Raw genomic sequence first — 12,394 nt, 5'->3', positions numbered from 1 at the left:
TCATGACGAGAACTCCTTCGCGTGGGCGGCGGCGAGCTCGCCCGCGACCTCGGCGGTGTTGATCAGCACCGCCATGTTGGCCTTCGCGGAACGGCCCTCGGTCGCGCGGTCGACGGCGCGCATGAGGTACTTCGTGATCGCCTGCCCCGACACACCTTCCCGCTCGGCGCGGGAGACGGCCTCGGCGATCACCGACTCCACCTCGGCGCCGTCGATCGCGTCCGCCGGTCTGGTCGGCGTGGTGACCAGGAACGAGCCGGGGTTGCCGAGCGCCCAGTGGCCCTCGATCGCCCTCGCCAGCAGCCGCGGGTCGTCCACCCGATGCGGGCTGCGCAGGCCGCTGGAGACGCAGTAGAACGCCGGGAAGTCGTCCGACCGGTAGGCCACGACCGGGACGCAGTGCGTCTCCAGGAACTCCATCGTGAGCCCGAGGTCGAGGATGTTCTTGGCGCCCGCGCACACCACGGCGACCTTGGACCTGGTGAACTGCACCAGGTCCGATGAGACGTCCATCGTGCGTTCGGCACCCCGGTGCACGCCGCCGATGCCGGCCGAGGAGAAGAACTTCAGCCCGGCCAGCTCGGCCGCGATCACGGAGGACGCCACGGTGGTCGCGCCCATCCCGCCGCGGGCCAGCACGATCGGCAGGTCCCGGCTGCTGACCTTCGGAATGCCCGGTGTGGTCGCGAACCTCTCGATGTCGCGGTCCGAGAGGCCGACCAGGATCCGGCCGTTGTCGATGCCGATCGTGGCCGGCACCGAGCCGCTCGCGCGCACCGCGTCCTCGACCCGGCGCGCTGTCTCGGCGTTGTCCGGGTAGTCCAGCCCGTGCGTGATGACGTTGGACTCCAGCGCCACGACGGGCTGGCCGGACGTGATCGCCTCGGCCACTTCCTCGCTGTACACCAGGGGAATGTTCATCTGCGCCCTCAGTAGCTCGGGGTCTTGTGCAGGAGGTGTTTCCGTTCCACGATCTCCGGCGCGTAGACCTGGTCCTGCCACGCCTGCGGGTCGACCGGCTCCAGGGCGACGGACACGACGTCCTCGTCGCAGCCGAACGCGCGTGTCACCGCCTCGGTGATGGTCGTGACCAGCTCGGACGCCTGCTCTTCGGCGAGCAGGGCAGGGAAGTGCTTGATGTTCACGTGCGGCACGTCCGCCTCCTCACGACCGGCCACTCGTGATGGCGAGGGTGACGGCCTTGGTGACGGCCGCGATCAGCTCGGACATCTGCTCGTCGGACAACAGCACGGGCACGCGCGCGACCTCCCGCCGCACCGCCGCACGCTGCTCCATCGACGCCAGCAGCTCGTCGATGTCCGGTTCGCGCAACAGGCTGTAGTGGTCGGCCTCCAGCTCGACGACCACGGGTGCGGTGACCGAGAAGCCCTCGCTGCCCTCGATGAACGAGTAGTCGTCGCCCTGGGCCTTGAAGATGGTGAGCGGCGCGGAGATCGTGCGTTCGGCCAGCTCGCTGAAGGTGTACTTGAAGGAGAACGTCTCCGTGACGATCTTGATGATCCGGCGCACCAGCTCGCTGTCGAGGTCGCGGAACTCGCTGCTGACGAACGCCGCGAAACTGTCCTCGTCCTGCGCGACCTCCAGGCACCGGGCCAGGCGGGCGTCGGTGATGCTGCCCGCGAACACCGAGAACAGGATCGTCACGAACGCGCTGTTGTCGTAGGAGGCCTCGTCGCTCACCCGCTCCGAGCGCACCTTCGGCGATCCCGGCGCGATCAGGAACAGGTTCGCCACCTCGTGACCGGCCTGCTCCAGCTGGTAGGCCGTCTCGAACGCGACCCGCGCGCCGAAGGAGTAGCCCCACAACGTGTACGGGCCCTCCGGCTGGACCTCCCGGATCGCCTCGACGTCCGCGGCCGCCATCTCGCGGATCGTGCGGTACGGCACCTCGCCCTCGTTGATGCCGTGCGCCTGCACGCCGTAGAACGGCCGCTCCGAGCGGCTCGCCAGCGTCCGCAGGTTCATCGGATACCCGCCGAGACCCGGCCAGCAGAACACCGGAGTCGCGTCACCGCCCGGCTGCAACGGAACCAGCCGCGAGATCGGTCCTTCCTGGACACCGTCGACCCGGCGCGACAGCTGCTCGATCGTCGGCGACTCGAAGAGGACCTGCAGCGGCAGGCTGGTGCCGAAGTCCTTGTTGATGCGGTTCACCAGGCCGACCGCGATCAACGAGTTGCCGCCCGTCTCGAAGAAGTCGTCGTGCGTCGAGACGGTCTCGCGCTTCATCAGCTTCTTCCACATCTCGCTGATGCGGCGCTCGGTGATGGTGCGCGGCGCGACGAACGGCCGGTCCTGGTCGTCGACGTCGGTCTTGTCCGACGCCTCCAGGGCCTTGACGTCGATCTTGCCGTTCGCGGTGACCGGCAGCCGGTCCAGCACCACGACCTTGTTGGGAATCATGTAGTCCGGCAGGAAGTTGACCAGGTCGTCCCGGATCAGCTCGGCCGGGCCCTTCATGTGGACGACGTCCTCCTTCATGCCGGGGCTGCGGCGCTGTTCGTAGGAGACCTTGCCGCCCAGGAAGAAGTACGACGGCCCGGACTCCTCACCGAGGTCGGCGAGAATGGCGTCGATGCGCTTGGCCGAAGGCAGGTCGTTGTCCGACTTGGAGCTGTAGCCGGACGACATGAAGCCGAGGTTGACGTCGTTGGCGGACAACCGGTGCATGGTCCGGCCGAGGTCGACGTAGCGCCGCCAGCTCTCGGCGGACCGGCTGATCGCGGTGACCCCGAAGCTCGCGCGCTCGTAGACCGCCTGGTTGATGGCGATGACGTGCTTGCGCAGCACCAGTTCGTCGGACACGCGCTCGAACTCGCCGCCGGCGTACCGGTACTGGCCGCCGGGCAGGTTCGCGACCCGGCCGGGGTGCGTCTGCACGTAGACGTCGACCTCGTCCTCGCGGATGCCGGTGTACGCGCACAGCTCGAACGTGCCGAGGTAGTAGTCCTCGTCGGCGACGTCCAGCCGGTCCTTGGTCTCCGGCGTGTACGCGGACGCCGTGACGTCGAGGCCGTAGCCGGGCAGGACCTCCTCGAAGAGCCCGACCATGTGGCCGGTCTCGATCTCCAGCACCTCCTGGATGTTGTTGAGGTACACCGACTCGATCGCTGCCCTGCGTCCGATGAAGTGCAGCTTCGCCTGCGCCTCGGCGCTTTCCTGAACCGGCGAGATCAGCACGAGCTGGTGGCGCAGCGGGTGGTAGTAGTACAACCCGGCCGGCAGGCCCGCGATGTGGTGCAGCTCCAGGTAGAGCTGGGTCGCGTAGAGCGAACCCGGTGAGGCGTAGCCGTACTTCGGCAGCAGCCGCTGGTCGCTGAAGTGCGCGCCGAAGTAGCGCAGGATCTCGCCCAGCTCGGCGAACCGCACGGTCCTCGGGTCCTTCGACCCGGCGCCGATCGGCTTGCGCTCCAGCAGTCGCGCGAGGTCGGCGTCGGTGACCTGGCCGCCCTCGTAGAACCGGTAGGACTTGCGCGAGAACACGACTTTGCGTTGCAGGCAGGACGCTTCCTCGCCGGGCAGCTCGAACGCCTCGCGCCCGCCGAGGTCGTCGCGCACACCGGGGTTCGACAGCTGCGCGCGGACCTGCAGCCTGCTCGACTTCGACTGGTGGTGCGAGCCGGCGTTGCCCTGGTCCATCAGGGCGGCTTCCTTGGGGTTCAGCTCGACGCACGCGATCAGGTTCTGGAACCCGGTGCGCTCGTCGGACTTCACGATCACCGCGGCGTTGCGCACCCAGTCGTGCGTCTCGATCGCGAGCCGGATCTCGTCCAGTTCCACGCGGTAGCCGCGCAGCTTGACCTGGCTGTCCGCGCGTCCGGCGAACTGCACGGTGCCGTCGAGGTTCTGCGTCACGAGGTCGCCGGTGCGGAACAGGCCGTCCACGAACCGTTCCCCGGTCAGCTCCGGCTGGTGCAGGTAGCCGCGGGCGACCTGGACGCCACCGATGTAGAGCTCACCGATCTCGCCGGGCGTGACCACGTTCCGGTTCTCGTCGAGCACCAGGTAGGTGGTGTTCGCGACGGGCAGGCCGATCGAGATGGATTTCGGGGCCTCGGCGAGCTCTGCCGGGTCGACCACGTGGGATGACGAGTTGATCGTCGTCTCGGTCGGGCCGTAGAGGTTGATGAGCGCTACGCCCGGCATGGTCTCGACGAAGCTCTGGGCCAGCGTGCGGGACAACGCCTCGCCGCCGCTGAACACCTGCCGCAGCGAGCCGACCGTGTGGAACTCCTCGGTGTCGATCAGCGCCTGGAGCAGCGTCGGCACGCACTGCACCGTCGTGACGCCCTGCTCGCGCATGGTCTCGATCAGCATCTCCGGGTCGCGGTAGATGCCAGGACGGCCCATCACGACGGTGCTGCCGACCGCGGGCGCCAGGATCTCCCACTGCGCCGCGTCGAAGCTCATCGGCGTCTTCTGCACCACGCGCTTCGTGCCGTCGATGGCGTGCGTGTCGTGCAGCCACAGCATCTGGTTGACGATGCTGCGGTGCTCGATCATCACGCCCTTGGGCCGGCCGGTGCTGCCGGAGGTGTAGATGATGTACGCGAGGCTGTCGTGCACGGGGGAGAAGCCGTCGTCGAACGCCTCGTCGCAGTCGTCGAGCGTGACGATCCGGGTGGTGCTCGGCGCGAGGTCGGCCAGGCGCTGCCGGAGCGCGGGCTGGGTCACGACGACCTTCGTGCGCGAGTCCTCGATCATGTACCGGAGCCGCTCCTCGGGGTACTCCGGGCTCAGCGGCAGGTAGGCGCCGCCGCTGCACAGGATTCCCCACGCGCCGACGACGAGGTCGAGCGACGGTTCCACGAACATGCCGACGCAGTCGTCCGCGGCGATGCCGAGCCGCCGCAGGTGCGTGGCCAGAGCCGAACTCTGCTCGAAGAGTTCGCCGTAGGTGATGCTCTCTTCGCCGAAGACGACGGCTGTGCGATCGGGGTGTTCCTCCACCTGCTTGCGCAGCAGGTCGGGAAGGCAGCCGCCGTCCACTTCAGCTTCCTGCGACATCTCAGAAATCCCCCAAGGTAGCAACGGGCACCAGCGGGTACGAGGCTGACTACGTTGAAAAATGTACGAACGTCAGCTCGAAACCGGCTGGAGCGTGCCGTCGTCCGATCAGGACGAGCCCTGCGGGAGCGAGGGGTTCCGGTACTGGCCGCGGTCGTGCGCGGGGAGGCCCGAACCGGCTTCCCCGCCCGTCCCACAGGAAGGTGCGGTACGTGAACGGCTTCGACTACGAGCAGTGGCTGACGTCGATGGACGACCTCGCGGCGCGGTTCGTCGCCAGGTTCGTCGCGCGGTTCGGCTATCCGCCGGGCGAGAACGGGGTCCGGCGCGCGGCCGGGCCGTTGCCGGACGGCGTGGAGGACCTTCCCGCACCACTGGTGGAGTTCTACCGCCACGCGTCCGAGGTGTCCCTGCCGGACCTCCAGCAGGGCTACTTCGTGTCCCCGGCACGGGCCGTGGTGAACGGGCGGGACGGCAGGCTGCCCGTCGTGATCGACGGACCGGACCGCATCGACATCGTGAGCTTCGGTTCCGACGGTGGCGGAACGCACTTCGCGCTCGGGCTGCCGGACGGCGCTCCCGTGTATTCGTTGCTACCGAGCGGAATCGACAGTACCGGAGTGTACGACAACCACGATTCCCTGGCGCGGATGATCGCGGCGACGTTGCCCGAATTCCTGGCAGATCTGCAGGATCTGCTCTCGTCGGAAAATTAACCGAGATAGTCCCTGGTAGCACGGCCTTTTTCGCATTCGGTTCGGTGACGAACGGTTGCCGGACTGTCCACAATGGTGTTGGGTTGACGCCAACTTCTGCGGGCGGGGCCACAGGTGGATGTGTTCGAGTACGTCGCCGATCGCTGGGATCGGCTGTCTTTGCAAGCGTTTCTGCACGTCAGTGCCGTTGTGCAGTGCACAGTTCTGGCGACGGTCATCGGTGTGGTGATCGGGGTCGCCGTCTACCGCAGCCCGGCCGGATCCGCGCTGGCCACGGCGTTGGCGAGCACGATTCTCACCATTCCGTCGTTCGCTCTGCTGGCGTTGCTGATTCCGGTGTTCGGGCTCGGCGCGGACACGACGGTGGTCGCATTGGTGCTTTACGCGCTGCTGCCGATAGTTCGTAACACAATCGTAGGGTTGGCCGGTGTCGACCCTGCGGTGAGCGACGCCGCAAGGGGAATCGGGATGAGCCGGCTCGGGGTGCTCACGCGCGTCGAGCTGCGCCTCGCGTGGCCCGCGATTCTGGCCGGAATGCGGGTGGCGACGCAGATGCTGATGGGCATCGCGGTCATCGCCGCCTATGCGAAAGGACCCGGGCTCGGTTCCGAGGTGTTCTCCGGGCTCGCGAACGCGGGCAGTGCGAACTCCATGAACCAGGCCCTGACAGGAACGATCGGAGTGGTGGTGCTCGCGCTGCTGCTCGACGGAATTTACGTGCTGGTCAACCGTTTCACCGTGTCGAGGGGCGTCCGTGGCTGAAAAAGGCATCGAGATCCGGCTGGACCGGGTGACGAAGCGCTATCCGGGCCAGAAGACGGCGGCGGTCGACGACTTCTCGATGGTCGTGCCCGCCGGGGAGATCGTGGTGTTCGTCGGGCCGTCCGGGTGCGGCAAGACCACGACCATGCGGATGATCAACCGGTTGATCGAGCCGACCTCGGGCACGATCACGATCGGCGGCGAGGACGCGCTGAAGATCGACCCGGACGACCTGCGGCGGCGCGTCGGCTACGCGATCCAGCAGGCCGGGTTGTTCCCGCACTTCACCGTGGCGCAGAACATCGGCATCGTGCCGGGACTGCTGGGCTGGGACAGGAAGAAGACCGCGGACCGCGTCGACGAGATGATGGACCTCGTCGGCCTCGACCCCGGTGAGTTCTCCTCGCGCTTCCCCCGGCAGCTCTCCGGCGGCCAGCAGCAACGGGTCGGCGTCGCGCGGGCGCTGGCCGCCGATCCGCCGGTGCTGCTGATGGACGAGCCGTTCGGCGCGGTCGACCCGATCACCCGCGGGCACCTGCAGGACGAGCTGCTGAGGCTGCAGAACGAGCTCCGCAAGACGATCGTGTTCGTCACGCACGACTTCGACGAGGCGGTGAAGCTCGGCGACAAGATCGCGGTGCTCGGCGAGCGGTCCACGATCCTGCAGTACGACACCCCTGACGCGATCCTGGCCAACCCGGCGGACGACACCGTCGCCGGGTTCGTCGGGGCGGGCGCGTCGCTGAAGGCACTGACGCTGATGAGGGTGCGCGACGTCGAGCTCGGTCAGGCGGTCACCGCCAGTGCCGACGCCGAACCGTCCACTGTGGACCTTGGCGGCGAACGGTTCCTGCTGGTGCTCGACCAGCGCGGCCGGCCGTTGCGCTGGGTGCACGTGAACGAGCTGAAGCGCGGCCGGCCGCTGACCGGGCTCGGACGCCCGGTGCAGGACTCCGTGACGCTGCAGTCGACGTTGCGGGACGCGCTGGAGGCGATGGTCAACGAGGGCGGGCGCGCGGTCGTCACCGGCAACAAGGGCGAGTACGTCGGCACGCTCGACCTCACGACCGTGACCGAGGTCGTGCAACGGTTGCGGGCGAGCGCGTGACGGCCGGCCGGATCAGGTTCTGGGCGCAGCCCGTCGCCGTGCTGCTGATCGTCGGCGGCGTGCTGGCGTGGGTGTTCGGCAGCGAGCTGACGGCGACCGAGAAGGGCACGCTGAACGCCGGTTCGTTGCTGTCGGCGTTGCGCGACCACCTGCTGATCACGGTCGTGGTGACCGCGATCGTCGTGGTGGTCGCGATTCCGGCGGGCGTCGTCGCCACCCGGCCGTGGGCGCGCTGGCTCGCCCCGGTGTTCCTGGCGGTCGCGAACGTCGGCCAGGCCGCGCCCGCGCTGGGCGTGCTGGTGCTGTGGTTCCTCGTCACCGGGGCGTCGGGCGGGCTGTGGGTGGCCGCGCTGCCGCTCGCGTTCTACTCGCTGCTTCCGGTGCTGCGCAACACGATCGTCGGCATCCAGCAGGTCGAGCCGTCCCTGGTGGACGCCGGGCGCGGCATCGGCATGTCGGCGTCGGGCGTGCTGTGGCGGGTCGAACTGCCGCTGGCGACACCGCTGATCCTCGCCGGCCTGCGCACCTCGCTGGTGCTCGCGGTCGGCACCGCCACGTTCGGTCTCTTCGTGAACGCGGGCGGGTTCGGGTTGCTCATCGACGCCGGCTACAAGCTGAACCTGATGAAGGTCCTGGTGACCGGCTCGGTGCTGGCGGCGGGTCTCGCGCTGCTGGTCGACTGGGTCGGCGCGGTGATCGAGCAGTGGTTCGGTCCCAAGGGGGTTCGATGAAAAGGTTGCGGCACAAAGCCTTCCTGCTCGGCCTGTTGCTCTTCGCTGGCACAGCGTGCGGTCTCGACGTCAACACCGCGTTGCCGTACAAGGTACTCCCGGGCTCGATCCAGCCGGACCGGTCGCTGCAGGGCGTCGAGATCACCGTGGGGTCCAAGGACTTCACCGAGAACATCCTGCTCGGCTACCTCGCCGAGATGGCGTTGTCCGCGGCCGGCGCGGACGTCGTCGACCTCACGGACCTGAAGGGCTCGCAGACCGCGCGGCAGGCCCTGCTCAACGGCGAGGTCGACGTCACCTGGGAGTACACCGGCACCGGCTGGATCAACTACCAGGGCAACGAACTGCCGGTGCCCGGCGGCGAACAGGCGCAGTACGACGCCACGAAGAAGGCCGACCTCGAACGGTTCGGCGTCGAGTGGCTCGCCTACTCCCCGCTCAACGACCAGTACGCGTTCGCCGTCACCGAGGCCTACGGCGAACAGCACGGGCTGCGCACGACCTCCGACCTGGCGGCGTTCCTCGCCCAGAACCCGCAGGAGGCGGTGTTCTGCCTGGAGACCGAGTTCACCAGCCGCCAGGACGGTTTCCCCGCCGCGAAGAAGACCTACGGCTTCCCGGTCACCGAGGTGAAGAACTTCGGCATCGGCACGATCTACTCGGCCGTCGCGGGCGGCACCTGCCCGGTCGGCGAGGTGTTCACGACCGACGGCCGGATCGCCGCGCAGAAGCTCCGCGTGCTGGAGGACGACAAGAAGGCCTTCCCGCAGTACAACGTCGCTCCGACCGTGCGCGCCGAGTTCCTCGCCCGCTACCCGCGGATCCGCGGCCCGCTGGAGACGGTGAGCCGCGCGCTGACCAACGACCAGATGATCGAGCTGTGCCGTCAGGTCGACGTGGACGGCAGGGACGCGGGCGTGGTGGCCAGGGACTGGATGGTGTCGAAGGGGTTCATCCGGACCGGCTGACCGGCGCGGCCGTCCTCAGTCACCGGACGACTGCTTGCGATCGGTGTGGCCCAGCGAACGCCCCGGTGCCACCCGGTCGCGCACCAGTCGCTTGAGCACCGCCAGGTCCGGGAAGCCCTCCTGCTCCTTGCGCGACCACAGGGTCTCGCCGTCGAGCCGGACGTCGAACACGCCACCGGTGCCGGGGACCAGCGCGACCTCGCCCAGTTCGGTGGTGAAGGTGGTCAGCAGTTCCTGCGCGGTCCAGCCGGCGCGCAACAGCCACCGGCACTGGGTGCAGTACTCGATCTCCAGCCGCGGTGTTCTCACGACTGGGTTCCAGCGGAGATCCCGACCTGGGTCGCGTCCTTGCCCCAGCTGGCCAGCAGCCGCAGCGCCTCGGCGGACGGGCTGGCGGGCTCCGCGTGGTAGGTCGTGAAGAACAGGTCGGGCTCGCTCGGAATCTTGAGGGTCTCGTACGACAGCGTCATCTCACCCACGAGCGGATGCCGCAGCACCTTGGTGCCGAAGCTCTTCTCCTTGACGTCGTGCCTGGCCCAGAGCTGGCGGAACAGCTCGCTCTTCACCGACAGCTCGCCGATCAGGGCGGCCAGCTCGGGGTCGTTCGGGTAGCACCCCGCGTCCATCCGCAGGAACCCGACGACGTCGGCGGCCTTGCTCTCCCAGTTGACGAAGAGCTGCTGGTAGGAGGGCTGCAGGAAGATGAACCGCGCCCAGTTCCGCTCGGGCGGCGGCACCTCGGCCCAGTCGCCGAACAGCGCGGCGGCCATGGGGTTCCACGCGAGCACGTCGGACCGCCGCCCGCCGATGTACGCGGGCACTCCGACGTAGTCGAGCAGGTTCCTCAACGCCGGACGCACGCGCGTGGTCGCTGTTTTCTTCTTCTTGGTGGTGTGCGGGCAGACCGCGAGGTTGCGCAGGTACGTGCGTTCGGTGTCGTTGAGCCGTAGCGCGTTGGAGATCGAGTCCAGGACCTCGTCCGAGACGTTGCGGCCGTTGCCCTGTTCCAGCCGCGTGTAGTACGCGACGGAGACACCCGCGAGCTGGGCCAGTTCCTCGCGGCGCAGGCCCGGTACGCGGCGGGCTCGGCCGTAGTGCGGCAGCCCGACGTCGTCGGGCGACAGCCGCGCGCGGCGGCTGCGCAGGAACTCACTCAGCTCGGCGCGCGGATCGACGGTCATGGGTCCGAGTATCCCCGTCCCGCGGACGTCGTGCCTGCTACTGCCAGTGGTACGCACGGCGGTCGTACGAAAACCAGGTGTCTGGGTGGATCCCTCGAACCGGAGCAGTGTCGTCACCGACACGACGAACGAGGAGAAAACCAGATGAGCACCGTCGCTGCCTACGCCGCTCCCGCACCCAAGGCACCGCTGGAGCGCACCACCATCGAACGTCGTGCGGTCGGCGCGCACGACGTGCTGATCGACATCAGGTTCGCCGGCATCTGCCACTCCGACATCCACCAGGTCAACGAGGACTGGGGCCAGGCGATCTTCCCGATGGTGCCGGGCCACGAGATCGCCGGTGTCGTCGTCGAGGTCGGCTCCGAGGTGACCCGTCACGCCGTCGGTGACCGCGTCGGCGTCGGCTGCATGGTCGACTCGTGCCGTGAGTGCGAGTTCTGCCTGCGCGGGCTGGAACAGTACTGCGCCAACGGCAACACCGTGACCTACAACGGCATCGACCGCCGTGGCGACGTCACCTACGGCGGCTACTCGCGCCAGATCGTGGTCGACGAGAACTACGTCGTGCGCATCCCGGACGCGCTCCCGCTCGACGTGGCCGCGCCGCTGCTGTGCGCCGGCATCACGCTGTACTCGCCGCTCAAGCACTGGGGCGTCGCACCGGGCAAGAAGGTCGCCATCGTCGGTCTCGGCGGTCTCGGCCACATGGGCGTCAAGATCGCGGCCGCGCTCGGTGCCGAGGTCACCGTGCTGTCGCAGTCGCTGCGCAAGAAGGACGACGGGCTCAAGCTCGGCGCCCACGACTACCGCGCCACCAGCGACCCGGCCACGTTCACCGAGCTGGCGGGCACGTTCGACGTCATCGTCTCCACGGTGTCCGCGCCGCTCGACTTCGGTGCCTACCTCGGCCTGCTCAAGACCGATGGCGCCCTGGTGAACGTCGGCGCCCCGGAGGAGCCGGTCTCACTCAACCTCTTCGCGCTGCTCGGCGGCCGCAAGACGCTCGCCGGCTCGATGATCGGCGGCATCGCGGAGACCCAGGAGATGCTGGACTTCTGCGCCGAGCACGGCCTGGGTGCCGAGATCGAGCTCATCGACGCCGACCAGGTCAACACCGCCTACGACCGCGTGCTGTCGAGCGACGTGCGGTACCGGTTCGTGATCGACGCCGCGACGATCTGACGGCTCCCGGTGTGCCCTGTCACCGTGTCGAGCCGGTGCAGCGTCTCCTGCAGCTCTCGATCTGCTTCAGCACCGACGACCGATGTCCGCGCCCTGAAGCGCGCGCAGCAGGTGGTCGACGAGCCGTTCGAGGTAGTCGGGCCCGGCCTCGGCCCGCCGGACGGACAGTCGCCAGTAGACCGGCGCCGCGACCAGGTCGAGGGCGATCTCGACGTCGAAGCCGGCCGGTAGCTCACCCCGGTCGACCGCACGCTGCAACGTCGCGGCACCCAGTGCTCGGCGGGGTTCGCCGATGGTCGCGGCGATCGCCTCGGACAGCGCGGGGTTGCGCACGGCCTCGGCGGTGAGGTCGGGCAGGATCGTCGCGAACCGCGGGTGCGTCAGCCAGTCGTGCACCGCCGTGACGGTCGCCAGCAGGTCGCCGCGCAACGACCCGGTGTCCGGGACGTCGGCCAGTGGCACGGAGAACTCCGACAGCGCCGCGACCACCATGTCCTGTTTGCACGGCCAGCGCCGGTACAGCGCGCTCTTGCCGACCTCCGCGCGCTTGGCCACCGCCTCCATCGACAGCCGGCCGTAGCCGTGCAGGGCGAGCTCGTCGAACACGGCCTCGGTGATCGCCCGCGTCACCTGGGGCTGCAGCACGGCGGCGCCGGTCGGGGTGCGCTTGGTCATGAAGCACATCATAGGACTGGACGGGACGGAACCGTTCCGT

At 68.6% G+C, this 12,394-nt stretch carries 12 protein-coding genes; 6 read left to right on the top strand and 6 right to left on the bottom strand.

What is annotated here, in order from left to right; all coding sequences use genetic code 11:
- The 3 genes from ACRSBM_RS33805 to ACRSBM_RS33795 are packed head-to-tail and all read right to left on the bottom strand — an operon-like array spanning position 1 to position 5,028.
- A complete protein-coding gene (locus tag ACRSBM_RS33805) occupies positions 1 to 921 on the bottom strand; it encodes a pseudouridine-5'-phosphate glycosidase (RefSeq protein ID WP_434449912.1) in 921 nt (306 codons plus the stop codon).
- A gap of 8 nt (positions 922 to 929) precedes the next feature.
- On the bottom strand, positions 930 to 1,154 hold the full coding sequence (locus ACRSBM_RS33800) for a tautomerase family protein (protein ID WP_434449909.1): 225 nt from the start codon (positions 1,152 to 1,154) through the stop codon (positions 930 to 932).
- A 10-nt stretch (positions 1,155 to 1,164) separates the two neighbouring features.
- A complete protein-coding gene (locus ACRSBM_RS33795) occupies positions 1,165 to 5,028 on the bottom strand; it encodes an amino acid adenylation domain-containing protein (RefSeq protein ID WP_434449906.1) in 3,864 nt (1,287 codons plus the stop codon).
- Positions 5,029 to 5,240: 212 nt separating this feature from the next.
- Here ACRSBM_RS33795 and ACRSBM_RS33790 point away from each other — a divergent pair, with 212 nt between their 5' ends.
- From ACRSBM_RS33790 to ACRSBM_RS33770, 5 genes are all read left to right on the top strand, one after another.
- Positions 5,241 to 5,744: a hypothetical protein gene (locus tag ACRSBM_RS33790; RefSeq protein WP_434449903.1), complete on the top strand. Its 504-nt coding sequence runs from the start codon at positions 5,241 to 5,243 to the stop codon at positions 5,742 to 5,744.
- A 114-nt stretch (positions 5,745 to 5,858) separates the two neighbouring features.
- Positions 5,859 to 6,506 (top strand): ABC transporter permease, encoded by a 648-nt coding sequence (locus ACRSBM_RS33785; RefSeq protein ID WP_434449900.1) that lies wholly within the window; start codon positions 5,859 to 5,861, stop codon positions 6,504 to 6,506.
- Complete coding sequence (locus tag ACRSBM_RS33780) at positions 6,499 to 7,614, top strand: ABC transporter ATP-binding protein (RefSeq protein WP_434449897.1); 1,116 nt, start codon at positions 6,499 to 6,501, stop codon at positions 7,612 to 7,614. The genes ACRSBM_RS33785 and ACRSBM_RS33780 overlap by 8 nt, the downstream gene beginning before the upstream one ends.
- Positions 7,611 to 8,345, top strand: a complete 735-nt coding sequence (locus ACRSBM_RS33775) for an ABC transporter permease (RefSeq protein WP_434449894.1) — start codon at positions 7,611 to 7,613, stop codon at positions 8,343 to 8,345. Before ACRSBM_RS33780 ends, ACRSBM_RS33775 begins: the two co-directional genes overlap by 4 nt.
- Complete coding sequence (locus tag ACRSBM_RS33770; RefSeq protein WP_434449891.1) at positions 8,342 to 9,313, top strand: glycine betaine ABC transporter substrate-binding protein; 972 nt, start codon at positions 8,342 to 8,344, stop codon at positions 9,311 to 9,313. The genes ACRSBM_RS33775 and ACRSBM_RS33770 overlap by 4 nt, the downstream gene beginning before the upstream one ends.
- Before the next feature lie 15 nt (positions 9,314 to 9,328).
- Here the strand turns inward: ACRSBM_RS33770 and ACRSBM_RS33765 are convergent, their stop codons facing one another.
- Positions 9,329 to 9,622 carry a SelT/SelW/SelH family protein gene (locus ACRSBM_RS33765; protein WP_434449888.1) on the bottom strand — a complete coding sequence of 98 codons (294 nt, stop codon included), beginning with the start codon at positions 9,620 to 9,622 and terminating at the stop codon, positions 9,329 to 9,331.
- Complete coding sequence (locus ACRSBM_RS33760) at positions 9,619 to 10,494, bottom strand: helix-turn-helix domain-containing protein (protein WP_434449885.1); 876 nt, start codon at positions 10,492 to 10,494, stop codon at positions 9,619 to 9,621. The genes ACRSBM_RS33765 and ACRSBM_RS33760 overlap by 4 nt, the downstream gene beginning before the upstream one ends.
- A gap of 144 nt (positions 10,495 to 10,638) precedes the next feature.
- Between ACRSBM_RS33760 and ACRSBM_RS33755 the strand changes: the two genes are divergently transcribed.
- Positions 10,639 to 11,679 carry an NAD(P)-dependent alcohol dehydrogenase gene (locus ACRSBM_RS33755; RefSeq protein WP_434449882.1) on the top strand — a complete coding sequence of 347 codons (1,041 nt, stop codon included), beginning with the start codon at positions 10,639 to 10,641 and terminating at the stop codon, positions 11,677 to 11,679.
- A gap of 66 nt (positions 11,680 to 11,745) precedes the next feature.
- Here the strand turns inward: ACRSBM_RS33755 and ACRSBM_RS33750 are convergent, their stop codons facing one another.
- Entirely contained in the window at positions 11,746 to 12,354 is a 609-nt protein-coding gene (locus ACRSBM_RS33750; protein ID WP_434449879.1) for a TetR/AcrR family transcriptional regulator, read from the bottom strand.
- Between the last annotated feature and the right edge of the window lie 40 nt (positions 12,355 to 12,394).

The sequence above is a fragment of the Lentzea xerophila genome, from assembly GCF_051094245.1.
Lineage (GTDB): Bacteria > Actinomycetota > Actinomycetes > Mycobacteriales > Pseudonocardiaceae > Lentzea > Lentzea xerophila.
Note: the sequence above shows the minus strand (reverse complement) of the source record. Positions and strands in the feature narration are given on the sequence as shown.